Raw genomic sequence first — 24,715 nt, 5'->3', positions numbered from 1 at the left:
CGTGCCGTCACCGCAGGCCCAACCCCTGCCGATACCGCGGCAGCGGCCCGGCGTCAGCCAGCACCGCGGCGCAGTCGGCGTCGGCCGCGCACGCCCCCGCCGGACCCTGCGGCGACAACAGGGTGTTGCCGGTGAACTCGAGGTCGTGCGGGTCCCCGCACCCCTCGTCGGGGTGTGCCTCGTCGGCCGGCGGCCAGGCCCCGGGGAAGTCCCGCCGCTCCAGCCACGAGGGCACCGCGTCGTCCCAGAAGTTGCCGCGGTAGCGCACGTTGCGCACGGGGCGGTCGCCCCACTCCTCGCTGCATCCGCCGATGGCGGCGACGTAGTCGTAGACGGCGTTGCCCTCCACGGTGGTCCAGTTGGTGCTGTCGTCGGTGTAGATGCCGACGTTCCACTCGCCGTATTTGCTGCTCGTCACCGCGTTGCCGCTGATGACGGCGCCGTCGGCGAACGAGGTGCCCTGTTCGCCCCGCAGGTAGATGCCGCCGCCGTCGGCCAGGAGCCGGTTCGTGGCGAAGACGCGGTTGCCGAGGATGCGGTTGCCGTGCATGAGGCCGCGCAGGTCGTCGGCGGGGCCGGACAGGATGCCGGTGTAGGGCACGTGGTCGACCTGGTTGTGCGCGATGGTGGTGTCCTGGGTCGCGGTGTCCCAGACGGCGGAGGCCGCGTGGTACTCCGCGCCGATGTGGTGGATCCAGTTGTTGGTGATCCGGTTGCCGCGGTTGGTGCCCTTCTGGTCCGGCGGGACCACTCCCAGCAGGATTCCGCCGTCGGAGACGTCCTCGATGACGTTGCCGTCGATGGTGTTGTACGAGCTGTTCCGCGACAATTCCACGGCCTGGGCGCCGAGATGGGTGAACCGGTTGCCCTCCAGGGTGATCCGTTCGGCGGTACGGAAGGCGACCGTGCCGGGCACCGTCAGCAGCTTCGCGTCCTCGTCCTCGCCCGGCCGCAGATACATGCTCCACGCGGAGGGGAACCCGGCGGGCTCACTGGGCGCCAGCCAGGTGGCGTACGCGATGGTCAGGCCGCGCAGGCCGATGTCGTGCAGGGGGCGGCCCGGTCGGCCGGTGCCGGTGACCAGGTTCTCCAGGACCGGGGCGATCACCTCGGCGCGGCGCATGTCCTGACCGGGGCGGGGGAAGTACAGCAGCTCGTGGTGTCCGGGGCGGGAGCGGTCGAGGTACCAGCTGCCGGGCTCGGCCTCGAAGCTGGGGGAGTTCTCGACGGCCGCTGGTGACGTGAGCAACTCCGGCCCCTCGTAGAGGGCTTGGGCCAGATCCCAGCACGGCTGGTCCATCGTGATCGCTGTGCCGGAGACGCCGGCGACCCCGCAGCGGCCCTCGACATACCCGGCGCGGTAGACGAACTCGATGTCGGCGGGGTTCCTCCAACTGCGGGGAACGGCACTGGTGGTGACGTAGCCGCTCTTCGTCACCTTCAACGTGCCCTCGAAACCGGCGCCCTCACGGGACAGCCGCTCGGCGCGGCGCCCGTCGACGTAGAGCTGCCGGGTCTCCAGACCGCCCACGTCCGCGCGCCAGAACCCGCGCGGCCCCGGGTCCGGTCGCCAGCCGGAGATCCGTCGGCCGCCGCTGAGGGTGACCCGCTCCTGCCGCGGGGTCCCGTAGCCGTACGCCTGGTAGATCACCCCGGAGTCGCCGGCGGCCTCCGACAGCCGCAGCGGCTCCTTGAGGGTGTACGTTCCGCCGCGCAGGTTCACCACCAGGGCGGACGTCCTCTCCGGTGCCCGGGCGCGTGCGGCCTGTTGCGCGCGTGCCGGGGTGGCGAAGGGGCGGTCCGGGGTGCCCGGCCAGGAGTCCCTGCCCCACGGGGCGACGTACAACTGCGGTGCGGGTGTGGGCTGTTCGGCCGACGTCGTGATCGGCAGAGCCGTCATCGCCAGCGCCGCCGCGGTCAGTGCGACCACGTTCTTCCGATTGTGCGAGTTCACCATGCTTCCCCCAGGGTGGGTCGTGTTTTCCACCCTGGGGGAAGCGGGAGACGGCGGGCATCGGGCGATCGTCGAAGGAACCGTCATCCTCGGATGGCACGGGCGGCTACCAAAGTAGGCGGACCGCTGCCGTGCCTGTCATGCGTACGGGTCGAACGCGATGCCCGACGGCTTCGATGCGGCGAGGTGGTACGGGAAGTCGCCGTCGTCGATCTTGAGGGTCGCCGAGCCGAAGTCCGCGCCGATCAGCTTGTCGCGGTAGCCGGCCGGATAGCCGTTCCAGCCGACGAGCCGGGGGAAGAACCAGGTGCCGGTGGCGTTCTCCGCCGGTTCGTCATTGCCGTTGGCGAAGCGGAAGCAGTGGGTCGAGACACCGTCCTTGTGGTAGACGATCTTCGGGTGGGTGCCGTCGAAGCGGACCGACGAGCGGGCGGCCACCTGGTAGCCGCTGTGCTGGGACACCGACACGTACTGGACCTGGTCGTTGTTGACCCACACCACGACGTGCTCCCAGTCGTGCCGGTGCCCGATGGCCGCCGGGCCGAGTGTCGCCTGGTCCTTCTCGAAGTAGCTGGCGTACATGACGGCGCACCAGCCGTTGTTGCACTTCGCGCGCGAGTAGGTGTTGGCGTTGGCCAGCTGGGCGGGGTCGTGGCACTTGCCGTTGACGGCGCCGCCGAGCTTGAGGCCGGGGTTGAGGGTGCCGTCGGCGCCGATCGCCGCGGTGGCGTAGCAGCCGTCGCCGTCGTAGTCGTACGCGGGCGAGAAGGTCTGCTCCAGGCCGTCGGCGTTCTGGGGGAGCAGGGTCAGGACGTCCGCGTGGGCGGTGGTCGGGACCGCCACGACGAACGTCAGCGCGCCGAACGCGCCGAGGAACGCCTGGGCGAGGGGTCTGAACCGGAATCTTGACTTGGGCATCAGCGGGCCGCCTTGTCAGCAGTAGAGGTTGGCACCCGGCGCGACGCCGAGGATCGAGGTGAACCGGTTGTAGGCGTCGACACGGCTCTGCACCTGCGCCGGGTTCTTGCCGTCGCACTCCAGGGAGCCGTTGATGCTGCGGATCGTCTGCCCGAAGCCGGCCTGGTTGACCATGGCGTTGTGCGGGGTCATCGTGCCGGGGCCGGTCTGGGTGTTCCAGTACCACAGGCCCGTCTTCCAGGCCACGGCCGAATCGTTCTGCACCAGCCAGGGGTTGCCCAGGAGATCGATGCCGAGTGCGTCGCCCGCGGCCTTGTAGTTGAAGTTCCAGCTGAGCTGGATCGGCCCGCGGCCGTAGTAGGCGGCCTGGCCCGCCGGGCAGCCGTACGGGCGGCTCCAGTCGCAGTAGGTGGGGTAGTTGGCGGTGTTCTGCTCGACGATGTGGACCAGTCCGCCGGTCTCGTGGTTGACGTTGGCCAGGAAGGCGGCCGCCTCCTGCTTCCTCACCGTGTCACTGCCGGTGCCCGCGAAGCCGGGGTAGGCGCTGAGGGCCGCGGTGAGACCGCCGTAGGTGTAGAAGGAATTCCGGTTCGGGAACATCTGGTTGAACTGGGCCTCGGAGACGACGAACCCGGACGGGGTGGTGCCCCCTCCGCTCGCGGGCGCGTTCCACTTCTGGTTCGCCCCGCCGGAGCAGGTCCAGATCTGCAGCCGGGTGCCGTTGGCGCTGCTGTTCTCCCGGACGTCCAGGCACTTGTTCGCGGCCGGATTGACGATGTCGCGCGCCGCGGTGACCACCCACTGTTGGTTGGCGCCGCCCGAGCAGTCCCACAGCTGGACCGCCGCGCCGTCGGCGGTGCCGCGCTCGACGACGTCCAGACACTTGCCGAGCGCGCGCAGGGTTCCGTCACCGGAGTTGGACCAGGTCTGGGCACCTGTTCCGTTGCAGTCGTAGAGCTGTACGGCGGTGCCGTTGGCGCTGCTCGCGCCCGCGACGTCGACGCACTTGCCCGCGAGACCGGTGATCGAGCCGGTGGCCGCCCGGGCGGGCGTCGCGGTGAACAGGGCGGCGAGGACGGCGGAGAGTGCGGCGAGGACCGTGAGCCGGGTACGGGACCGTATGCGTTCGGAGAAGGGCATGGCTGAGGACGCTCCTGGAGTGTGTCGGGGGGTGAGTGCGTCACACGTGGCGTTGCTGACCCGTGAAGCTAAAGGTATGGACCATGCCCGTCAAGAGTTGAAGTAAGTATTGAAGTAAGCGGGTTGGAGCCTTCGGTCAGGTGGCGAAGTCCTGAGTCGACACGTTCGCGGCCGGCGGCTGCGACGAACTCGTCTCCGCTGCCGCGTCAGAGCACGACGGTCATCCGCACGGTCACGTCGTCGCCGGCCGTGATGCCCCGCGGAGTGCGCACGGCGTTCTTGAGGGGCAGCAGATAGCCGCCGTCCTTGGGGAACAGCGAGGTCTCGAAGTCCACCTCACCGATCAGGACCCGGACCGGGATCACACCCCAGCCGTACGTGGCCGTCGCGGCGACCTCGTGGATGTCCGCGCACTCCTCGTCCGGAACGGGGAGGAAGTAATAGGGCGCCGGACCACGCCATTCGATGACACGGCTGGTGAAGGAGAGCTCCATCAGGTCATTGTCCGCCCTGGAGTTCTCGGCGCAGCCGTCGTGTCCAAGGGTGGTCCGCGCCGAGAACGCGGGTGAAGACGGGCAGGAGCCCGGCGAGTCGGGCGTCCCCTGCCTGCGCGTTCCGGTGGTGCCGGGTCAGCCGGCCCACGTGGAAGGCGTTGAGGAGGGTGTGCGGGTGTTCGTCGCCGAGGGCGCCGGTGCGGTCGTCGAGCAGGGTGGTGAACAGGCGCAGCGATTCCCGGGGTTCGCCCTCGGCCTCGGTCCAGCCCGCGATGTTGTGGCGTACGGCGAGGGTGTGCGGGTGAGCCGGACCGTTGACCCGGTGCTCGTCGTCGAGGAGGGCGCGGCAGTCGGCCAGGGCCCGGGTGCGGGCACCCTGGGCCGCCGTCCAGTAGGCCGTGTTGTGGCGGGCCAGGAGGGTTTCCGGAGCCGCACGGCCCAGGATCCGTTCGGTGTCGCGATGGAGCTCGGCGTACCGCCGCACGGCGTCCTGGGCGTCGCCGGTCTCTCCGGTCCAGCGGGCGAGGTCGTCGCGCAGCAGGCGCAGGGCCCGGTGGTCGTGGTCGTCCAGCCGCTCCCGGTACACGTCCAGCAGGTCCTGGGTCTGCTGCCTGGCCTGCGGGGCCCGGCCGCACACGCCCGTCCAGTACGCGACACCGTGCCGTACGACGAGTGTGAACCAGGCGTGGTCCCCGAGCCGGGTGCGGCAGTCCGCCTCCAGCCGGGTGAGCAACTGCAACGCGGCGGCGGCGTTGCCGGTGGCGCCGATCGTGGACGCGCCCAGATGGCGCTCGCGCAGCAATGCCATGGAGCCCGCCCCCGCCTGGATCGTCGGCCGCGCTCCCAGAGTAGCCAGCGTCGACGCGCCCCAGAAGACGGTGGTCCGTCCCGGCCTCGGTGACCGCCTCGTGGACGCCCTCTTGACGTCCTCGCGCGGCCGATCGACACTCCAGATGGGAATCCTAGTGAACAGGTAGGGAAACATGAGGCGCCTTGAGTCGGCAGTCGGCCGAGTGAGCCGTACCTCTCGGCCGTCGCCTCTTCTGACCTCCCGCCGCCACATCGACCTGCAGCGCGTCTGCAGCGCGATCCGCCGGCTCGGCTGAGCCGGCTCGTCCCCGCGCCCGCTGCCGTCGCGCACCGGCGCACCCCCCTGTCCTGGCCCGACGTCGCTTCCGCCGCGCGTACGTCCGCGCGCCCATACCCGGGGAGATCCATGTCCGTCACACCGCTCGCGCCCGCCTCGACCGCGCAGTCCACCGCCGCGTTCCGGGGCCGGATCGGTCGGGACGCGCGCAGTGGGCACTACGCCGTGCCGCGCCGCTACCGACTGCATCTGTCGCCCGCCTGTCCGGACGGACTGCGCATCGCCGTCGTCCACGGTCTGCTCGGCCTCGACGACGCCTGTCCCGTGACGTTCCTCGACGCGATCCCCGACTGTCCCGACGGCGGCCACACGGCGCTGCGCCCGCTCTACGAGGCCAGCGCGCACCGGTACAAGGGCGCCGCCGTCGGCCCCGTGCTCAGCGACGACTGGTCGGGCCGCATCGTCAGCACCCATGCCCCGGACATCACACGTGACCTGGCCCGACGCTTCGGCGGCGACCGCCCGGCGCTGTACCCGTGCGGCGCGGAGTCGGAGACCGAGGCCGTGGAGCGGCTGTGTGCCCAGGGCATCGAGGGAGCCGCGCAGGAGGCCGGCACGGCGGGCACCGACCCGGACGCGCGTACCGTGGCGCTCGACAGGCTGCTGGAGACGCTGGGCTCGCTGGAGCGCTGGCTCACCGGACGAGAGTTTCTGATCCGGGATCAGATCACCGCCGCCGACGTCGAGTTGTGGGTCACTCTGGTCCAGCTCGACACCGTGCACCGCCATCACCTCGACGCCTCCGCCGTCCAGCGGATCGCCGCCCACCCCGCACTGTGGGCGTACGCCCGCCGGCTGGCCGCCCATCCCGCCTTCGGCGCGCGCCTCGACCTCGACGGCATCGCCCGCCGCCACCATGCCCACTGCCGCGGCCTGGAGGCCGCGGGATCGGCCGTGCAGATCCTGGACTGGGCGGCGCACACCGCGCGGACCCGCTAGGCGTTCCACCTGGTGGACCGGCGTTGACAGACGCTCGGACAACTGGCTTCACTTACGGCACTCTTGACGCAGAAGGGCCTTCGAGGCCCCTGAGAACGATGACGGTGACGGACATGTACGCAGCTCCCAGGACGGCCACGCGCCGTGCCTCGAGCTGCGTACCGCCGTACGCGAACCTCCTTGTCGCCGATCGCTCCGTCGACCTCCTGCGCGTGAACAGCGCACTGTGTACCGCACCGGGCCGAGCCCGCTGTCGGGGCTGACGTCCCCCTCCGCAGCCCCCGCGTTCCCGACGAACACCGCCCGCGCGGTGCGCCGTTGTCCGCCCAGCCCCCGGTTCCCGTGCGTCCCCGTGTGCCACGACCTGCCCCAGAACGGCCGTCGTAGCCACGTCCCGTGCGCCGTGTCCGGGGATCCGATCCCGCCGGAGCCCCTCATGAGTGAACCCCCAGGCGCCGCTGTCTCCGTCACGGAGCCACCGCCGATCTCCGACACCCCGTCACAACAGCTGACCGCGCAGCGAGTTCTGCCGTTGCGGCGGCCCGGACGCTGGATCGCCACCGCCGTCGTCCTGGTCCTCGCGGCCCAGTTCGTGCACGGCCTGGTGTCCAACCCCTTCTACCAGTGGGACCGGTTCGGCTACTGGTTCCTGCGGCCGACGATCCTCGACGGACTGCTGATCACTCTCGAAGTCACCGCATACAGCGCGGTGCTGGGTCTCCTCGGCGGCATCGTCCTCGCACTGGCCCGGCTCTCGAAGAGCCCCGTCCTGCGGGCGGTCAGCTGGATCTACATCTGGACGTTCCGCTCCATCCCGCTGATCGTCATCCTGCTCTTCCTCTACAACTTCAGCGCCCTGTACCAGACGCTCAGCGTGGGTGTCCCCTTCGGGCCGGCCTTCTTCACCTTCGACGAGTCCCGGCTCGCCACCGACATCGCCGTCGCCGTCGTCGGTCTGAGCCTGAACCAGGCGGCGTACGCCGCCGAGGCGGTCCGCGGCGGCATCCTCTCCGTCGACCAGGGCCAGCACGAGGCGGCCGCCGCACTCGGGCTGCCGAAGGGCTACCAGTTCCGCAAGGTCGTCTTCCCGCAGGCCCTGCGCTCCATCACACCGAACTACGTCAACCAGCTGATCGACCTGGTCAAGGCCACCTCGCTGGTGTTCTACGTCTCGCTGCTCGACCTGTTCGGCGCCGCCCAGACGATGGGCGCCACCTACCCCGGCGACATCGTGCCGCTGCTGCTGGTCGTCACCGTCTGGTACCTCATCCTGACCACGGTCGTCTCCGTCATCCAGTTCTACGTCGAGCGGTACTTCGCCCGGGGCGCCACCCGCACCCTGCCGCCGACCCCGTTGCAGAAGCTGCGCACCGCCCTCACCGACCTGCGCGCCCGTATCCGCAGGGAGGCCGCCGTATGACCACCGCGACCGTCAAGGCCGTGCCCGCCGCCGTCGAGGTCCATGACGTGCACAAGTGGTACGGGACCCATCGGGTCCTGGACGGCGTCGACCTGACCGTGCGGCCCGGCGAGGTCACCGTGATCCTCGGCCCGTCCGGCTCCGGCAAGTCCACCCTGCTCCGGGTCGTCAACCACCTGGAGAAGCCGGAGATCGGCCACGTCAGCATCAACGGCGAACTGATCGGCGTACGCCGGCACGGCGATCGGCTCAAGGAGCTGAGCGAGCGTGCCATCCTCGCTCAGCGCAGCAGGATCGGGTTCGTCTTCCAGAACTTCAACCTCTTCCCGCATCTGACCGTGCTGGAGAATGTCGCCGCGGCCCCGGCGGCCACCGGACAGCTCGACCGGACCGCGGCCCAGCGACTCGCCCGTGAACTCCTGGACCGGGTAGGCCTCGCCGACAAGGCGGCCGCCTATCCGCGGCAGTTGTCCGGCGGACAGCAACAGCGCGTGGCCATCGCCCGTGCCCTCGCGCTGCGGCCCGGCGTCATCCTCTTCGACGAGCCCACCTCCGCCCTCGACCCCGAACTCGTCGGCGAGGTACTCGCCGTCATCAAGGACCTCGCGAAGAGCGGCACCACCCTGGTGATCGTCACGCACGAGATCGGCTTCGCCCGGGAGATCGCCGACCGGGTCGTCTTCATCGACGGCGGCCGGATCGTCGAACAGGGCCCGCCCGCCGAGGTCCTGGACAGGCCGCGGCACGAGCGGACCCGGGACTTCCTCAGCAAGGTGCTCTGACCCGCGAGGGGTTCTGACACGCGGTGTTCCGGGCACCGCCCACGACTTCCCCCCCACGACTTCCCCCACGGCATCACCCTCACCACCCTCTCCCAGCCACAAAGGACAGCCATGCCTACCCAGTTCTCCCGACGCAGCCTGATACGGGGCATCACCGCGGCCACCGCCGTCGTCACCCTCGCCACCGGGCTCGCCGCCTGCGGGGGCGAGAGTGACGCCGCGACCACGACCTCCGACACCGCCGGCACGGTGACCGTGGGCCGACTCTCCAACGGCGCGGCCACCGAGACCGCCCTGAAGGTCGCCGAGGTGAAGTCCATCAGCTCCCTGCTGCCCGACGACATCAAGAAGAGCGGCAAGCTGGTCATCGGGTCCGGCACCCTGCCCTCCGGCAGCCCGCCGCTCGGCTTCGTCGGCAGCGACCAGAAGACGCTCACCGGCTCGGAGATCGACCTCGCCCGCCTGGTCTCCGCCGTCCTCGGACTCGACGCCCAGGTGCAGCGCTCGACGTGGGAGAACCTGTTCATCGGACTCGACAGCGGCAAGGTCGACGTGGCCTTCTCCAACGTCACCGACACCGAGGAGCGCAAGCAGAAGTACGAGTTCGCCTCCTACCGCAAGGACGATCTCGCGTTCGAGGTGAAGAAGGACAACACCTGGAACTTCGACAACAACTACGAGAACCTCGCCGGCAAGACCGTCTCCGTCGGCAACGGAACCAACCAGGAGAAGCTCCTCCTGGAGTGGAAGGCGAAGCTGGAGAAGGAGGGCAAGAAGCTCACCGTCAAGTACTTCCAGGAGACCAACAGCCTCTATCTGGCGCTGAACAGCGGCAAGATCGACGCCTACTTCGGCCCCAGCCCGAACCTCTCGTACCACACGACGCAGACCGCGAAAACGCCCCAGGCGACCCGAGTCGCGGGCCAGTTCTCGGGTGCCGGTGAGACCCTTCAGGGCCTGATCGCCGCGACGGCCAAGAAGGACAGCGGCCTCGCGAAGCCGCTGGCCGCCGCGATCAACCATCTGATCGAGAACGGTCAGTACGCGAAGTGGCTCAAGGCCTGGAACCTCTCGGGCGAGGCCGTCGCCAAGTCCGAGGTGAACCCGCCCGGGCTGCCCCTGACCAACTCCTGATCATCCGTCAACACCTCTTGTGAGAAAGGGCCGTCGTGGTCCGGCAGAGCATCGATACCCACCCTCTGGACAATCCCGTCTGGGCTGCACTGGACGGACCTCACGACGGATTCGCCGAACGGATCGGCCGGGCGGCGCGCTACCCGGCGGACGTGTACGCGTTCGCCGCGCTCGCCGACCCGGCGGACCCGGCCGCCTGGAACGACCTGCACACCCTCCTGGGCCCGGCAACCACCGCCCGGGTCAAGGCAGTCGAGAGCGTCCCCGACGGATGGGACGTCGTCGGCGGCGGCCAGGGCGTCCAGCTCGTCGACACCCGGCTGCGGGCCGAACCCACCCCGGAGGCCGTACGGCTCGGCCCCGGCGACGTACCCGACATCCTGGACCTGGTCGCCCGCACCAGACCCGGGCCCTTCCTCGCCCGCACCGTCCACCTCGGTACCTACCTCGGCATCCGGCACCACGGCCGGCTCGTCGCCCTCGCCGGCGAACGGCTCCACCTGCCCGGCTGGACCGAGATCAGCGCCGTCTGCACCGACCCGGCACACCGCGGCCGGGGACTGGGCACCCGGCTGGTGCGCGCGGTCGCGGCGGGCATCAGGGAGCGTGGGGAGACCCCGTTCCTGCACGCCGCCGCGAACAACGCCACCGCGATCCGGCTGTACGAGTCGATCGGCTTCACCCTGCGCCGCCGGACGACCATCCTCCAGGTACGCACGCCAGGAACAGATGCCCGGGCGAGGGCGTTGTGACTGGCGACGCGACACGCACCACCAGGGCGGGAGGCAGGGACGTGCGGCACATCGACCGACTCCTTCTGCACTCCCGGCCCTACATCGACCTCCAGCGTGTCGCCGGCGCCCTCTGTCGCCCCTGACCTCCTTCTCCGCCACCGTGCCCTGAGTGCCGCATGCCCGGGCCGGTGATCTCGTACGGATCTCCAGGAAGGCACCCACTCGTGTCCCCTTCTTCCTCCCTGCACCTCGCCGTGGCCCTCGACGGCACCGGCTGGCACCCGGCCTCCTGGCGCGAGCCGGCCGCCCGCCCCCGGGACGTGTTCACCGCCGGCTACTGGGCCGACCTGGTCGCCGAGGCCGAGCGCGGCCTGCTCGACTTCGTGACCTTCGAGGACGGCCTCGGCCTGCAGTCCTCGGTCTTCGGTGAGCTGGACGGCCGCACCGACCAGGTCCGCGGCCGCCTGGACGCCGTACTGATCGCCTCCCGCGTCGCGCCCCTGACCCGGCACATCGGGCTGGTGCCGACCGTGATCGCCACCCACACCGAGCCGTTCCACATCTCCAAGGCGATCGCCACCCTGGACTACGTCAGCACCGGCCGGGCCGGGCTGCGCGTGCAGATCTCGCCCCGCCCGGACGAGGCCGAGCACTTCGGGCGCCGCACCGTCCCGGCGCTGAGCCTGGCCGAGCTCCAGAGCCCCGCCGGACAGGAACTCGTCAGCGACCTCTTCGACGAGGCCGCCGACCACGTCGAGGCCGTCCGCCGGCTCTGGGACAGCTGGGAGGACGACGCGGAGATCCGGGACGTCGCCACCGGCCGCTTCATCGACCGCGACAAGCTGCACTACATCGACTTCGAGGGCAGGCACTTCAGCGTCAAGGGCCCCTCCATCACCCCGCGCCCGCCGCAGGGCCAGCCCCTGGTCACCGCCCTCGCGCACCAGACCGTTCCCTACCGGCTGGTGGCCCGGCAGGCCGACGTCGGCTACGTCACCCCGCACGACGCCGACCAGGCCGGGGCGATCGTCGCCGAGATCCGTGCCGAGCAGGAGACGGCCGGCCGCGCCGGCCAACCCCTGCACATCTTCGGGGACCTGGTGGTCTTCCTCGACGACGACCCCGCGGCCGCCGCGGCACGCCGTGCGCGCCTCGACGCCGCGGCAGGAGAGCCGTACGAGAGCGACGCCCGCATCTTCACCGGCACCCCGGCCCAACTCGCCGATCTGTTGGAGGAGTTGCGGTCCGCCGGGCTGACCGGCTTCCGGCTGCGCCCCGCCGTCCTCGGCCACGACCTCCCGGCCGTCACCCGGGGCCTGGTCCCCGAACTCCAGCGCCGCGGCGCCTTCCGCGACGCCTACGAGGCCGACACCCTGCGCGGTCTGCTGGGCCTCGCCCGCCCCGCCAACCGCTACGCCGCCTGAGCCGGAAGGACCGTCAGAGCCATGACCAAGCCGCTGAAGCAGATCCACCTGGCCGCCCACTTCCCGGGCGTCAACAACACCACCGTGTGGAGCGACCCCGAGGCCGGCAGCCACATCGAGTTCAGCTCCTTCGCCCACTTCGCGCGGACCGCCGAACGCGCCAAGTTCGACTTCCTGTTCCTCGCCGAGGGCCTGCGGCTGCGCGAACAGGGCGGCCAGATCTACGACCTGGACGTCGTCGGCCGACCCGACACCTTCACGATCCTCGCCGCGCTCGCCGCCGTCACCGAGCACCTCGGTCTGACCGGCACCATCAACTCCACCTTCAACGAGCCCTACGAGGTGGCCCGCCAGTTCGCCAGCCTCGACCACCTCTCCGGCGGCCGCGCCGCGTGGAACGTGGTGACCTCCTGGGACGCCTTCACCGGCGAGAACTTCCGCCGCGGCGGCTTCCTCCCGCAGGAGGAGCGCTACTCCCGCGCGAAGGAGTTCCTCGCCACCACGAACGAGCTCTTCGACTCGTGGCACGGCGACGAGATCCTCGCCGACCAGGCCTCGGGTGAGTTCCTGCGGGACGCCAAGGCCGGCTCCTTCGTCCACACCGGCCAACACTTCGACATCCACGGCCAGTTCAACGTCCCCCGCTCCCCGCAGGGCCGCCCGGTCGTCTTCCAGGCGGGCGACTCGGAGGAGGGCCGCGAGTTCGCCGCGTCGAGCGCCGACGCCATCTTCAGCCGGTACGCCACGCTGGACGGCGGCCAGGCCTTCTACACGGACGTCAAGAAGCGCCTCGCCAAGTACGGCCGCCGCCACGACCAGTTGCTGATCCTGCCCGCCGCGAGCTTCGTCCTCGGCGACACCGACGAGGAGGCCGAGGAACTCGCCAAGGAGGTCCGCCGCCAGCAGGTCAGCGGGGCCACCGCCCTCAAGCACCTGGAGTTCGTCTGGAACCGGGACCTGTCCTCCTACGGCCCGGAGGGCCCGCTCCCCGACATCGACCCGGACGTCAGCGGCGACCACATCGCCAAGGGCCGCGCTCAGGTCCGTATGTACCGCGACCCGCTGGCCACCGCCCGCGAATGGCGCGAGCTCGCCGCCGCCAACAACTGGTCCATCCGTGACCTCGTGATCGAGTCGGGCAACCGGCAGAACTTCGTCGGCTCCCCGGCGACGGTCGCGAAGACCATCAACGACTACGTCCAGGCCGACGCCGGCGACGGCTTCATCCTCGTCCCGCACATCACCCCGACCGGCCTCGACGTCTTCGCCGACAAAGTCGTCCCGCTGCTCCAGGAACAGGGCGTGTTCCGCACCGAGTACGAGGGCCCGACCCTGCGCGACCACCTCGGCCTGGCCCACCCGGACGAGACACGGGACGAGCAGCGGGTGGCGTCGTGAAGTTCCTCGCCATCACGCTGATCGTGCACCGCCCGGACCCGGTCACCGGCATCCAGAAGTCGACCCACGACCGGTTCCGCGAGGTGCTCGACAACGCCGTGCTGGCCGAGGAGCTGGGCTTCGACGGCTTCGGTGCGGGGGAGCGGCACGAGCGGCCGTTCATCTCCTCCTCGCCGACCGTCGTGCTCAGCCACATCGCCGCCCTGACCAAGCGCATCAGGCTCTTCACGGCGGTCACGACCCTGAGCCTGCTCGACCCGGTGCGCGCCTACGAGGACTACGCCACCCTCGACCACCTCTCCGAGGGCCGCCTCGACCTCATCATCGGCAAGGGCAACGGCTCCGCCCAGCGTGAGCTGTTCCAGGTCACGCCCGAGGACCAGTGGGACCGCAACGCCGAGAGCTACGAGGTCTTCCGGAAGATCTGGCGACAGGACAAGGTCACCGCCAAGACCCGCTTCCGGCCGGAGCTGACGGACGCCGAGGTGTGGCCGAGGCCCTACCAGCGGCCGATCCGGGTCTGGCACGGCAGCGCCACCAGCAAGGAGTCGGTGGACCTCGCCGCCCGCTACGGCGACCCGCTGTTCTCCGCCAACGTCACCAACCCCATCGAGCCGTACGCCGAGTTGATCCGCCACTACCGCGAGCGCTGGGAGCACTACGGGCACGACCCGGCGCGGATCGCGGTCGGCGCCGGTACGGCAGGGCTCCTGGTGACGCCCACCTCCCAGGAGGCGCTGAGGATCTACCGGCCGATCTTCGAGTCGACCCTGGCGTTCCAGAAGCAGTTCGGCCTGCCGGTGGTCTTCGAGACCGTGGAGGAGTTCGTCGAACGCAGCTCCGCCCTGATCGGCAGCCCGCAGCAGGTCATCGAGAAGGTGAACCGCTACCACGAGCAGTTCGGGCACACAGTCCTTCATCTGCACGCCGACGCCAGTGGTCTGACGGACACTCAGCACCGCGACTCCCTGGAACTGTTCCAGTCCGCGGTCACGCCGGTGCTGCGGCGCGACATCCCGGACCCGCCGTTCCCCTGGGGACCCGTACGGGAGGAGTCCGCCCATGCCTGAGATCCCCCTCGGCGTCCTGGACCTGGTCCCCATCTCGACCGGCTCCACCGCCGCCGACGCCCTGCGCAACTCCATCGACCTCGCCCAGCAGGCCGAGCGGTTCGGCTACGCCCGCCACTGGTTCGCCGAACACCACCTCAACCCGGGCGTGGCCGGCACGTCCCCGGCGGTCGTCCTCGCCCTGACGGCCGCCGCGACCTCCACGATCCGGCTCGGCTCCGGCGCCGTCCAGCTCGGTCACCGCACCGCGCTGAACACGGTCGAGGAGTTCGGCCTGCTCGACGCCCTGCACCCGGGCCGCTTCGACCTGGGCCTGGGCCGCTCGGGCGGCCGGCCGCCGGCGGAGAAGCCGGCCGACTCCTCCGAGGTCGAGGGCCGCGCCCCGAACGGCCTGCTCATCCCGCCCCGTTTCTCCTTCGCCCGCCTCCTCGGCTCACCCCGGATCGGCCTCCAGCGCAAACTGCTCCTGCTGCCCGGTGCCGAGTCGCAGGAGTACGCCGAGCAGATCGACGACATCCTCGCCCTGCTGGCCGGCACCTACCGCTCCCCGGAGGGCATCGAGGCACACGTGGTGCCGGGCGAGGGCGCCGACGTCGAGCTGTGGATCCTGGGCAGCAGCGGTGGCACGAGCGCCGAGACGGCGGGGGCGCGGGGCCTGCGGTTCGCGGCGAACTACCACGTCAGCCCGGCCACCGTCCTGGAGGCCGTGGACGGCTACCGGTCCTTCTTCGAGCCCTCCGACATCCTCGACAAGCCGTACGTCAGCGTGTCGGCCGACGTCGTGGTCGCCGAGGACGACGAGACCGCCCGTGAACTGGCCACCGGGTACGGCCCGTGGGTCCGCAGCATCCGCACCGCCGAAGGCGCCATCCGGTTCCCGACGCCGGACGAGGCCCGCGCCCACACATGGACCGACGAGGACCGGGAGTTGGTGCAGGACCGCGTCGACACCCAGTTCGTCGGCTCCCCGGCCGCGGTCGCCGACCGCCTCGAACAGCTCCAGGAGGCCACGGACGCCGACGAGTTGCTCATCACCACCATCACCCACGGCCACACCGACCGGGTGCGCTCCTACGAACTGCTCGCCGAGGAGTGGCGCAAGCGTGGTCACTCCGCCCAGTCGAGCTGATGCCCGGGCGTGCCCACGGACCTGCCGTGGGCGATCGCCTCGGCACGGCCCGCCTCGTCCCCGCGCCGGTAACGGAAGACCCTCCCGGCGAAGACGACGACACGCTCGTCCCCGGCGGTGAAGTCGGCGTACCACCCGTGCGCCGGCTCCAGCGCCCCGGCGAGCGCGTCGGCGATCTCCTGGGCGGCGCTCTCCTCGGCCTCCCACTCCACGAGCGTCCACACAGGGGGCTGCCCCTGCGCGGCGCTCGTCGAGACGTCGAGCCGCTTCACCGCACGGATGCGCAGGCCCCGCGGGGCGAACTCGGCGCCGGGACGCAGGCTCTCGCCGAGGACGTAACCGGTGATCATGTGCTGTCTCCCTGGGTCGAGGGCCGGGCGAAGGAGACGCTACGGCCCCATGGTTGACATCCTCTGTCAGTCATACGCCGATGAGGGGAACCACGGGATGCGAGCGGACCGTCTGCTGTCCCTGCTGCTGTGCCTGCAGTCCCGGGGCCAGGTGACGGCACGTCAACTCGCCGTCGAGCTGGAGGTGTCGGTGCGCACGGTCTACCGGGACCTGGAGGCGCTCGGCGCGGCCGGCGTCCCGGTGGTGTCGAGAGGCGGTCCCGGGGGCGGATGCCGGCTGTTGGACGGCTGGCGCAGTCCGCTGCTCGGCATCAGCGCGGAGGAGGCGACGGCGTTGCTGGCCGTCTCCGCGGGCGGCCCACTGGAGCGGATCGCGCTGGGGGACGCGCTGGCGCAGGCCCGGCTCAAACTGCTGGCGGCACTGCCGGCGTCCGGCCGCGAGGACACCCGCGCGGCCGCGAGCCGCTTCCACATCGACAGCCAGGCCTGGTTCAGGCCCGCCGAAACGATCCCGGCGTTGCCCGTGCTGGTGGATGCCGTACGTCGGGACCGCCGCCTGCGTCTGACCTACGCGGGCCGGGACGGCCGGACGAGCGAACGCACCGTGGAACCGCTCGGCCTCGTCGCCAAGGCGGGCGTCTGGTACCTGATCGCCGCTTCCCACAAGGGAGTTCGGGCCCATCGAGCGGCGCGCATCGCCCACGCCGCCTCACTCCCGGAGACCTTCCTGCGCCCGGACGGATTCGACCTGGCGCAGTTCTGGACGCGCTGGACAGCCGAGTTCGAGGCGAGCCTGGACCGACTCCGGGTGACGGTACGCCTGTCGAAGGCGGGCCTGGCCGCTCTGCCGGCGGTCCTGGGCGACGCGGAGGCGGCCGCCCGGGCCACTCCGGACGGGGAGGGGTACCGGCTCGACCTCCACTTCGACGACCCGCAGGCCGCCTGCCGCCGACTGCTCGGCTTCGGCCCGGAGGCCGAGGTCCTCGGACCGCCGGAGGTCAGGGAGTCGGTGGCGGACACGGCACGCCGGACAGCCGCCCGCTACTGAACCATCAGGGCAGCGGCACCCCAGCAGGCGGCGAGGAACACGGCGAGCATCCCGGTCGCCACGGCGTTGCGCGCCTTGGCCGTCGCGGCATACGTCTCACCGGCCGCCCGCAGCCTGCGTCCGGCGCCGAAGAACACCCCACAGGACACCGCACACAGCCCCGCCGTGATCGGCAGCAGCCACAGGACGATCAGAAGGAAGCCCCGCAGCTCATCGCCCGTGCCACCGTCCGAAGCAAGCATGAGCGGATCCTAGGCGGGCGGTCCGGCGGCGGCAACGGCCGCGAGCAGCACGTCCGGCGGAGGCCGGTGCTCCGGACATGGCGTGGGCGGCGACAGTCTCCCTCCCCCGAAGGAGACTGTCGCCGCCGCTTCCCCCGGCGCCGGACAGTGGCCGGCATCGCCCGTGTGCGGCCTGTACGTGCTGTCACCAGCACATGACCGCGGTTTCCCCCGAACCCCACGCGGAGTACAGGCGCACACGGACGAAGTATCGACGGCCCTTGACGAGACGGGCCTTGACGGTGGCGTTGTGCGGCGTTCCTCCGTCGTCGTGGCCGGCGAGATAGCGGGGTTCCCCGTCCCGCTCCTCGAAGACCACCACGACGGTGTCGCTGTCGCCGAAGGTGCCCACGCTGTATTCGCGGGTCTCCGGCGGCTCGACGGTGAAGTCGGCCTGCTCGCCCGGGCCCAGACCGAGCGGGGCCGAACGGAACGGCACCAGTCCGGGCGGCCGCGACGGTCCGGCCGACGGGTACCAGCGCAGGACGTACTCCTTGTCGGAGGGCGAGAGAGCGCCGGGCGGGTTCAGACCCGCTCGGAACTGCTCCGGCTCCAGGATCAGCCCCGCCGAGAACGGATACTCCATGATCGACTGCGGGTCCCAGACGGAACCGTTCACCTCACGCCCGTCGAGCTTGCGCAGGATGTTGAAGAACGTCCTGTCCCGGGTCCAGAAGTTCGGCGGGCCCGCCAGGTCGGCGTAGACGGCCTCGTCGTCCCAGTGGATCCCGGCGAACGGGTTCTGGTGCTCGTGGTGCATGCCGAGCGCGTGCCCGATCTCGTGCAGGGCCGTCCCGCGCTCCCCGGGCGCGGTCAGGTCCCAGCCGAAGTTCATGGTCCGCTCGTGCAGTCCGACCCGCAGCGCGTCCTTGCCCACGGTCGACCAGGAGCCGTCGCCGAGCTGGAACCCGATGCGCAGTTCCGCCTCGCCGCGGTCGCCGACCTCGGCGAAGGTGACGCCGACGCCGAGGTCCTGCCACTCCTGGAAGCACTCGCGCACCACGTCCCGCTGCTCCTTGGCGCCGACCCACGACACCCGCCGGGTCGCCCCGCTGCCCGGTACGGCGATGACCGAGGCATCGGACTCGCCGTCGAAGAAGTGGTAGTGCAGCACGGTGTTGTTGACCCACATCCGGCTTCCGCCGATGAGCGCACTGAGCCTCTCGGCGGCCAGCCCCGGTGTGAAGGCGGGGGCCGGCTGCTGCGCGAGGGAGCAGTAGCGGGAGGTCATGCGCCAAGAGTGCCGTCGGTGCTCCGTGGGCGCCTGAGTCGAGGGCTACTCAAGTCCCTGTGTATCAGACGTGAGTACTCGGGCTCTTGTCTGCGTGACGACTTTCGAACGCGATGCGAAGACCCTGGAACTGCCCTGGCCGTTCACCGGCCGGGAGGACGAACTGGAGCTGATCCGCCGGTCCTCGGCCGCAGGTCACCACGGCATCGTGGTGACCGGTCCGGTGGGCTGCGGCAAGACCCGGCTCGTCTCGGAGGCCGTACGCGGCACCGACTGCGCCAGGGTGGCCGGGACGCCCGAGACCCGGCACATCCCCTTCGCCGCGTTCGCCCATCTGCTGCCCGAGACGGTGTCGTTGCACCGGGCCGTCCAACTGCTTTCCGCTGTACGGCTGTTGCTGGTGGACGACGCGCACCTGCTCGACGACGCCTCGGCCGCCCTGGTCCACCAGCTCGCGGTGCACGGCCGCACCCGGCTCCTGGTGGTGGCCACGGACGGCGTCCGCGTCCCGGGCGCGGTGTCCCGGCTGTGGACCGGTGAGCTGCTGCCCCGCCTCGCTCTGGAGCCACTGCCCCACGAGGAGACGGCCCAGCTGCTGGCGGCGGGCGTCGGTGGCGGGCTGGAGCCGCTCACCGTGAACCGGCTGCACCGTCTGTGCCGGGGGGATCTGCGGTTGATGCGCGAGGTGGTCGGCGCCGTGCGGGAAGGCGGGCTGCTGGGCCGGCTGCCGGGCTCGGACGAGTGGGCGTGGCGGGGGCCGGTGCCCGTGACGGCGACCGTGCGGGAACGGACGGCCGGCGTCCTGGACCGGCCGGAGCGCGAGACGCTCGAACTCCTCGCGTTCGCCGAGCCGTTGACGCTGGACATGGACGGACTGGACCTGCGCGTCCTGGAGGACCTGGAGGCCGAGGGCCTGGTGCGGGTCGACGACCACGGCGGCGTATGCCTGGCCCACCCCCTGCACGGTCCCGTCCTGCGGGCGGCGGCCGGCCGACTGCGGGCGCGGCGGCTCGCCCGTGCGCCGGAGCAGTGCAAGGCGGCCCTGGAGGACGAGGCGGCCGAGCTGTCGCGGGGGATGGAACGGGCCGACGTACGGACCTTGTACGCACCAGTGGGGGAGTGGCTCGTCGCGGAGGGCGAGCCGGTGCCGTCCTGGTACGCGGCCGTGCGCGCGGGGTTCGCGCGGCTGCGGGGAGAGCTGCGGGAGGCGGCTGCCTGGGCGAGGGAGGGCCTGCGGGACACGGCGGGCGATCCGGCCTGCGGTGCCGAACTCGCCCTGGCCGTCCTGCAGTCCGGCGAGATGACGGACACCGGCGCGGACACCCGGGTGCGCACCGACCCCCGCACGGCGCCCTGGCTGGCGGCCGCACGCGGCGACCTCGACGCGGCCCTGGAGACGGTCACCGACGCCTACGACGCCGTACGCCTGGGAGCCCCCGGCGAGTCGCCCGGCGCGGGGGTCTTCGCGCTGCACGCCGACGCGCTCACCCGTGGTGACGGTCCGGCCCTGGACCGGGCGGCCGAGCGGCTGGAGGAGCGGGGGTTCCTGCTCTTCGCCGCCGAGGCCTGTGCCCAGGCCGTGCACGTCCACAGCGACCCCCGGGCCGCCCGCACCTCACGCACCCGTGCGGTCGCCCTGGCACGCCGCTGCCAGGGGGCCCGCACCCCGGCCCTGTCCGGTCTCGTCCTCGGTGAACTCACCGCCCGCCAGCGGCAGATCGTCACCCTCGCGGCCGCCGGCCTCAGCAACCGGCAGATCGCCGAGAAGCTGACCCTGTCCATCCGCACCGTCGGCAACCACCTCTACAGCGCGTACGCCCGGCTCGGCGCGGGCGGCCGGGGCGCACTGCCGTGGCTCGTGGAACTGCCCGACGCACAGCCGGCCTGAGCCGGCCCACGGACCGGCGGTCTGACCCCCGTGATCGGGGGAGGGGTCAGGCCGCCACATCCTCGCCGCGACGTTGTCCCCGCAGGACCTCAGGCCGCACCGAACGCCGAGAAAGCCCACCCCGTGGCCTGATGCGTGGCGTCCCCGGGCAGCGCGGCCCGCGCGTCGCGCAGCGCCTCCGCGAGGGACAGCCCCGCGTCGAGCCCCTTGTGCAGCGCGAGCATCAGCGGCACCACCGCCGCGTCGTTGACGGGCGCCGTGCACGCCACCACGCCCGCGGTACCCAGCGGCAGCAGCGCGGTGACCAGGCCGAGCAGCTCGTCGGCGCCGACCGACGCGAAGCGGGCGGTGTCGCAGCAGGACAGGATGATCCGGTACGGGCTGCGGTCCAGCCGCTCGAAGTCGTGCACGATGAGCGGGCCGTCCGCCATCCGCAGCGACGAGAACAGCGGGCTGTCGGCCCGGAACGTGCCGTGCGCGGCGATATGCGCGAGAGCGGCCCCGTCGAGCTCCTCCAGCACCCGCGGCACGCGCGCGTCGTCGTCCTCCAGCACCGTCGACCCGCCGTACCGGTCCGCCAGTTCGGGCACCTCGGCGCCCTCGGTCGCCAGCCCCGGCCCCCGCACCAGCACCTGGCGCCCACCGGGCGGCGGCTCGGTCTCCCGGGCCCGCAGCCAGCCGCTCGCCGACGGGGACACGCTGAGCACCCGCTCCCGCAACGACGGCAACAGCGCCCACGGCACCCGGTGCAGCCGGCCCGGGGGGACGACGACGACCGGGCCGGACCCGAGCTGTGCCGCCGCCGGACCGAGCAACAGCTCCTCGAGGCGGCGCCCCGCCTCCGCCACCAGCGGAAGCCGTGCCTCCGCCCCGGGGTGGGCCAGCCGCCGCAGCCCCGCCTGCACATGCTCGGCCTCGGTCACCGCGTCCGCCAGCAGCCCCGCCTCGAACCGCCGCACGCGTCCCTGCCCGCACAGCAGCACCTGGACACGCCCGTCCAGCACGGCGAGTTCGACCAGACGTATCTCGTCCCCCAGCCGCTCCAGCAGCCTCGCCGGGTCGAACCGGCTGCCGTAGCCGGGTGCGTCCCCGCGGATGTGCAGGGTCCGGGAGCGGATCTCCCGCTCCAGCCGGCGCTGTTCGCGATCCAGCGCCGGCACGGGGCGGCCCTCCATGCGGGCCCCCTCCGCGCGGGCCGCGATCTCGCGGAACGCGGTCAGATCGCCGAGGAGCGTCGGATCGGCCGGCGGACGGGTGGGCGGCGTGGACAGCGCGGTGGCCCGCCAGCGCTCGCTCCACACCAGCAGCCGGCGCGGACCGGAGTCGAGACTGGCCTGCTGGGCCAGCGCGGCGAGTTCGGCACCCTGGGCGGTGGCCCGGGCCCGCAGCTCCGCGGCGCCCAGCGTCATCCGGTGGTCGTCGAGCACGTCCAGGCCGCGCCGGCAGGCCTCCAGTACGCCCCGCCCCGACCCGGCCGCCCGGGCCCGCAGCGCCTGTGCCGCCCAGCCCGTCATCCGGGCCAGCGGCGGACCACTGTGCCTGCTGCGGGCCGCGACGGCCAGATGCCGTTCCGCGTCGGCCGTCCAGCCCAGCCCGAGCGCGATCCGGCCCGCGAGCAACGAGGCCTCCGGCGCGGCCGGTGCGCCGAACGAGGCCAGCCGCTCGGCCACTTCGGCCGCGTCGGCGACCAGCCGGCCCGAACCACGCCCGGCCATGACCCGCGCCTCGATCAGCACCAGCCGGGCATGCGTCTCCCACCAGGGTCGCCGCTGCGCGGCGAACAGCCGCACGGCGAGCGCGGCACGCGCGATCGCCGTATGGGGATCGCCCGCGAGGCGGGCGGCGCGCGCGGCGGCCAGCAGCAGCTCCGCCTTGCGGGTGGACTGCCCGCCGATCCGGTCGAGCACCCCGATCGCCGCGTCCGCCTCGGCCAGCGCCTCCGGGACGAGCCCGGCGGCCATCAGGACCTCGCAGCGCCGGATGTAGAGCATGAAGGACGGCGTGCCGAGCTTGGCGTACCGCTCCTCGGCCTCGTCCAGCAGCCGCAGCGCGACCGGGACGTCCCCGGACCGGAACGCGGCCAGACCCCGGCTCTCCACCACGTCGGCCTTGTCGTGGTCCTGCCCGGTGGTGTCCCACAGCGTCTCGGCCGCGGCGAAGTCGGCATCCGCCCGCTCCACCGCGCCCAGCGCCAGATGCACGGTCGCGCGCAGGGTGAGCGCCCGAGCGGTCCAGATCACGTCGTCCGCCTGCCGCAGCACCGGGATCGCCCGGCGTACGTCCTCCAGCGCCTCCCGGTGCCGGCCGAGGACCCACGAGGCGAAGGCGCGGCGGAACAGGACACGCGCACGGGTGTGTCCGCTGCCGATCGCGACACCCCGCTCCAGCGCGTCCAGGCCCTCCCGGGTCCGGCCCGCGTGCACCAGCGCCACACCGAGGGCGGCCAGCACATCCGCCTCGCGGTCGGCCGACTCCGCCCGCGCCGCGAGATCGCGGGCACGCCGCAGATGCTCCAGCGCGATCCTCAGGTCGCCCCAGTCCCGTTGCCAGATACCGATGACCTGGTGGGCGACGGAGGCGTGCAGCGGTAGAGGATCGGAGCCGAGTACCTCTTCCGCCCTCGCCAGCGCCTGGTTGGGGGCGGCGAACACCATGGGCAGCAGTTCGAGAACCGAGTCGCTTCTCGCCGTCACTCAACGGATGGTAGTGCTCCGGGTAGTGCGCCACACAGGTTTGGCGCTGTATCAATCAGCGGCCCCGCGACTCTGACTGACGACCACCGCCCAGTGGGAGGACACGCCATGGCACCACAGCGTTTCAACGAGCAGTTCGACCAGATCCAGCGTTCGATGCCCGACGTCGCCCTGGCACTGGGGCCCGACGATTCGGCCGAGTTCATCTACGAGAAGGGTGTCGTACTTGCCCGGGACGGTGAGGAGGCGGTACTCGTCGAGGACACCGTGCGCACCCACTTCACCGCCGCGACCGGTCTGAGCGGCGATCAAGTGCGCCGGGCCGGGCCGCAGACCAACCGCTCCGGCATCACCCGTATCGAGGTCGGCGACCCCGGCCACGGCGACCGGCGCGCCGACCGGGCCGTCGCCAACGCCCTGCGCGCCATGCGCGAGCCGGAGGGACGCGCCGGACGCCGTCTCGTCAGCCGCAACCACGTGGTGTCGATCGCGGTGAACTCCTGTCCCGGCGACGAGCCCGTGCCCGCCCCGCTCAACCAGGGCACCAACCCGGCCCCCGCCGAGGCGGGTTACGACGCGGACAGCGCCGTCGGCGTCCTCGTCATCGACAACGGCCTCACCCATGACCACCAGCTGGTCCCGCTGCTGGGCCACGTCCAGGGCGACCTGCACGGCAACGAGACCGACGAGCACGGCAACCTGCTCCAGTACGTCGGCCACGGCACCTTCATCGCCGGGATACTCGCGGCCATCGCGCCCAACACGAACATCACCGTGCGCAACACCCTCAACGACGCCGGTGCCATCCTCGAATCCGACTTCGGCGAGGCCCTGTTCGCCGCCGTCGACGAGGGCGGCTGGCCCGACATCATCAGCCTGTCCGCGGGCACCTCCAACGGCCGCACCGACGGCCTGCTCGGCGTGGACGCCTTCATGCGGGAACTCCGGCAGCAGCGGACCCTGTTGGTCGCCGCGGCCGGCAACAACGCCAGCGCCACGCCGTTCTGGCCCGCCGCCTACGCCTCGCTGCCCGACTACGCGGGCTCGGTCCTGTCGATCGGCGCGCTGCGCACCGACGGCGACCACGGCGCCTGCTTCAGCAACCACGGCTCCTGGGTCAACGCCTACGCCCCCGGCGAGCGCCTCACCAGCACCCTCACCGGCTTCGACGCACCGATCCCGTACGTGTACCAGCACTCCACGTACGAGGCCTGCCGCTTCCACTTCAGCTACCTGTGCACCTGCCAACACCCCCGTCACGCGGGCGTGTTGAGCGACGACGGTACCCCCGCCAAGCCGGACCAGGTGATGTTCGACGGCTTCGCGCACTGGAGCGGCACCTCCTTCGCCACCCCTGCCGCCGCCGGCATGGTGGCCGCGTACATGAACGCCAACAAGGAAGGCGACCCGCGGGCCGCCCGGCAGCAACTGATCGCGGCCAACACCGAGTTCGCGGAGGTGCGAGGGGCGCACGTCACCGCGCTCATTCCGCCGACCTGGCGCCCGAGTACGGCTGTACAACTGTGAAGGCCGAACTCGCC

The 24,715-nt window shown here is 71.7% G+C and carries 23 protein-coding genes; 14 read left to right on the top strand and 9 right to left on the bottom strand.

The features are described from left to right. Positions 1-7 precede the first annotated feature (7 nt). The 5 genes from ACWD3I_RS20130 to ACWD3I_RS20110 all read right to left on the bottom strand — a co-directional run bounded on the left by ACWD3I_RS20130 (position 8) and on the right by ACWD3I_RS20110 (position 5,314). A complete protein-coding gene (locus ACWD3I_RS20130) occupies positions 8-1,930 on the bottom strand; it encodes a right-handed parallel beta-helix repeat-containing protein (protein ID WP_365405145.1) in 1,923 nt (640 codons plus the stop codon). Positions 1,931-2,092: 162 nt separating this feature from the next. Beyond that, positions 2,093-2,872 (bottom strand): NPP1 family protein, encoded by a 780-nt coding sequence (locus ACWD3I_RS20125; protein ID WP_365405142.1) that lies wholly within the window; start codon positions 2,870-2,872, stop codon positions 2,093-2,095. 15 nt (positions 2,873-2,887) lie between these two features. Beyond that, positions 2,888-4,012 carry a glycoside hydrolase family 19 protein gene (locus ACWD3I_RS20120; protein ID WP_365405139.1) on the bottom strand — a complete coding sequence of 375 codons (1,125 nt, stop codon included), beginning with the start codon at positions 4,010-4,012 and terminating at the stop codon, positions 2,888-2,890. 206 nt (positions 4,013-4,218) lie between these two features. Next, positions 4,219-4,506, bottom strand: coding sequence for a DUF1905 domain-containing protein (locus ACWD3I_RS20115; RefSeq protein ID WP_365405136.1), 288 nt, complete (start codon positions 4,504-4,506; stop codon positions 4,219-4,221). Between the two features lie 4 nt (positions 4,507-4,510). Further along, positions 4,511-5,314: a tetratricopeptide repeat protein gene (locus ACWD3I_RS20110; RefSeq protein ID WP_365405133.1), complete on the bottom strand. Its 804-nt coding sequence runs from the start codon at positions 5,312-5,314 to the stop codon at positions 4,511-4,513. A 175-nt stretch (positions 5,315-5,489) separates the two neighbouring features. Between ACWD3I_RS20110 and ACWD3I_RS20105 the strand changes: the two genes are divergently transcribed. The 11 genes from ACWD3I_RS20105 (at position 5,490) to ACWD3I_RS20055 (ending at position 15,683) form a co-directional block, all read left to right on the top strand. Then, complete coding sequence (locus ACWD3I_RS20105) at positions 5,490-5,612, top strand: putative leader peptide (RefSeq protein ID WP_323185116.1); 123 nt, start codon at positions 5,490-5,492, stop codon at positions 5,610-5,612. 110 nt (positions 5,613-5,722) lie between these two features. Then, a complete protein-coding gene (locus ACWD3I_RS20100) occupies positions 5,723-6,592 on the top strand; it encodes a glutathione S-transferase C-terminal domain-containing protein (protein ID WP_365405130.1) in 870 nt (289 codons plus the stop codon). Positions 6,593-7,028: 436 nt separating this feature from the next. Continuing rightward, the gene (locus tag ACWD3I_RS20095) at positions 7,029-8,012 is read left to right on the top strand and encodes an amino acid ABC transporter permease (protein ID WP_365405127.1); all 984 of its coding nucleotides are present in this window, start codon (positions 7,029-7,031) and stop codon (positions 8,010-8,012) included. Then, on the top strand, positions 8,009-8,794 hold the full coding sequence (locus ACWD3I_RS20090) for an amino acid ABC transporter ATP-binding protein (protein WP_365405124.1): 786 nt from the start codon (positions 8,009-8,011) through the stop codon (positions 8,792-8,794). The genes ACWD3I_RS20095 and ACWD3I_RS20090 overlap by 4 nt, the downstream gene beginning before the upstream one ends. A gap of 111 nt (positions 8,795-8,905) precedes the next feature. Next, the gene (locus tag ACWD3I_RS20085) at positions 8,906-9,928 is read left to right on the top strand and encodes an ABC transporter substrate-binding protein (protein WP_365405121.1); all 1,023 of its coding nucleotides are present in this window, start codon (positions 8,906-8,908) and stop codon (positions 9,926-9,928) included. Between the two features lie 35 nt (positions 9,929-9,963). Further along, positions 9,964-10,680 (top strand): GNAT family N-acetyltransferase, encoded by a 717-nt coding sequence (locus ACWD3I_RS20080; protein WP_365405118.1) that lies wholly within the window; start codon positions 9,964-9,966, stop codon positions 10,678-10,680. Further along, the gene (locus ACWD3I_RS20075; protein ID WP_365405115.1) at positions 10,677-10,805 is read left to right on the top strand and encodes a putative leader peptide; all 129 of its coding nucleotides are present in this window, start codon (positions 10,677-10,679) and stop codon (positions 10,803-10,805) included. Before ACWD3I_RS20080 ends, ACWD3I_RS20075 begins: the two co-directional genes overlap by 4 nt. Before the next feature lie 33 nt (positions 10,806-10,838). Further along, positions 10,839-12,086: an LLM class flavin-dependent oxidoreductase gene (locus ACWD3I_RS20070; protein ID WP_365405112.1), complete on the top strand. Its 1,248-nt coding sequence runs from the start codon at positions 10,839-10,841 to the stop codon at positions 12,084-12,086. Positions 12,087-12,107: 21 nt separating this feature from the next. Further along, positions 12,108-13,484 carry an NtaA/DmoA family FMN-dependent monooxygenase gene (locus ACWD3I_RS20065; RefSeq protein ID WP_365405109.1) on the top strand — a complete coding sequence of 459 codons (1,377 nt, stop codon included), beginning with the start codon at positions 12,108-12,110 and terminating at the stop codon, positions 13,482-13,484. After that, positions 13,481-14,554, top strand: coding sequence for an LLM class flavin-dependent oxidoreductase (locus ACWD3I_RS20060; RefSeq protein ID WP_365405107.1), 1,074 nt, complete (start codon positions 13,481-13,483; stop codon positions 14,552-14,554). Before ACWD3I_RS20065 ends, ACWD3I_RS20060 begins: the two co-directional genes overlap by 4 nt. Then, on the top strand, positions 14,547-15,683 hold the full coding sequence (locus tag ACWD3I_RS20055; protein ID WP_365405104.1) for an LLM class flavin-dependent oxidoreductase: 1,137 nt from the start codon (positions 14,547-14,549) through the stop codon (positions 15,681-15,683). Before ACWD3I_RS20060 ends, ACWD3I_RS20055 begins: the two co-directional genes overlap by 8 nt. On the opposite strand, the gene ACWD3I_RS20050 is transcribed toward ACWD3I_RS20055, so the two are convergent. Further along, entirely contained in the window at positions 15,662-16,033 is a 372-nt protein-coding gene (locus tag ACWD3I_RS20050) for a hypothetical protein (RefSeq protein ID WP_365405101.1), read from the bottom strand. The genes ACWD3I_RS20055 and ACWD3I_RS20050 overlap by 22 nt on opposite strands. 97 nt (positions 16,034-16,130) lie before the next feature. Here ACWD3I_RS20050 and ACWD3I_RS20045 point away from each other — a divergent pair, with 97 nt between their 5' ends. Then, complete coding sequence (locus ACWD3I_RS20045; RefSeq protein ID WP_365405098.1) at positions 16,131-17,081, top strand: helix-turn-helix transcriptional regulator; 951 nt, start codon at positions 16,131-16,133, stop codon at positions 17,079-17,081. Here ACWD3I_RS20045 and ACWD3I_RS20040 read toward each other — a convergent pair. Beyond that, positions 17,075-17,323, bottom strand: a complete 249-nt coding sequence (locus ACWD3I_RS20040; RefSeq protein WP_365405095.1) for a hypothetical protein — start codon at positions 17,321-17,323, stop codon at positions 17,075-17,077. The two genes, ACWD3I_RS20045 and ACWD3I_RS20040, sit on opposite strands and share 7 nt — an antisense overlap. A 184-nt stretch (positions 17,324-17,507) precedes the next feature. After that, positions 17,508-18,593, bottom strand: coding sequence for a beta-glucuronidase AbsR1 (gene absR1 / locus ACWD3I_RS20035; protein ID WP_365405092.1), 1,086 nt, complete (start codon positions 18,591-18,593; stop codon positions 17,508-17,510). A 94-nt stretch (positions 18,594-18,687) separates the two neighbouring features. Here absR1 and ACWD3I_RS20030 point away from each other — a divergent pair, with 94 nt between their 5' ends. Beyond that, entirely contained in the window at positions 18,688-20,481 is a 1,794-nt protein-coding gene (locus tag ACWD3I_RS20030; protein WP_365405089.1) for a LuxR family transcriptional regulator AbsR2, read from the top strand. 89 nt (positions 20,482-20,570) lie between these two features. Here ACWD3I_RS20030 and ACWD3I_RS20025 read toward each other — a convergent pair whose 3' ends face one another. Continuing rightward, positions 20,571-23,135, bottom strand: a complete 2,565-nt coding sequence (locus ACWD3I_RS20025) for a CHAT domain-containing protein (protein ID WP_365405205.1) — start codon at positions 23,133-23,135, stop codon at positions 20,571-20,573. A 147-nt stretch (positions 23,136-23,282) separates the two neighbouring features. Here ACWD3I_RS20025 and ACWD3I_RS20020 point away from each other — a divergent pair, with 147 nt between their 5' ends. Beyond that, positions 23,283-24,701, top strand: a complete 1,419-nt coding sequence (locus ACWD3I_RS20020; protein WP_365405086.1) for a S8/S53 family peptidase — start codon at positions 23,283-23,285, stop codon at positions 24,699-24,701. Positions 24,702-24,715 lie beyond the last annotated feature (14 nt).

It is taken from the genome of Streptomyces sp. NPDC002817 (assembly GCF_053592055.1).
The sequence above is the reverse complement of the archived record's forward strand: the minus strand, read 5'-3'. Positions and strand labels throughout refer to the sequence as shown.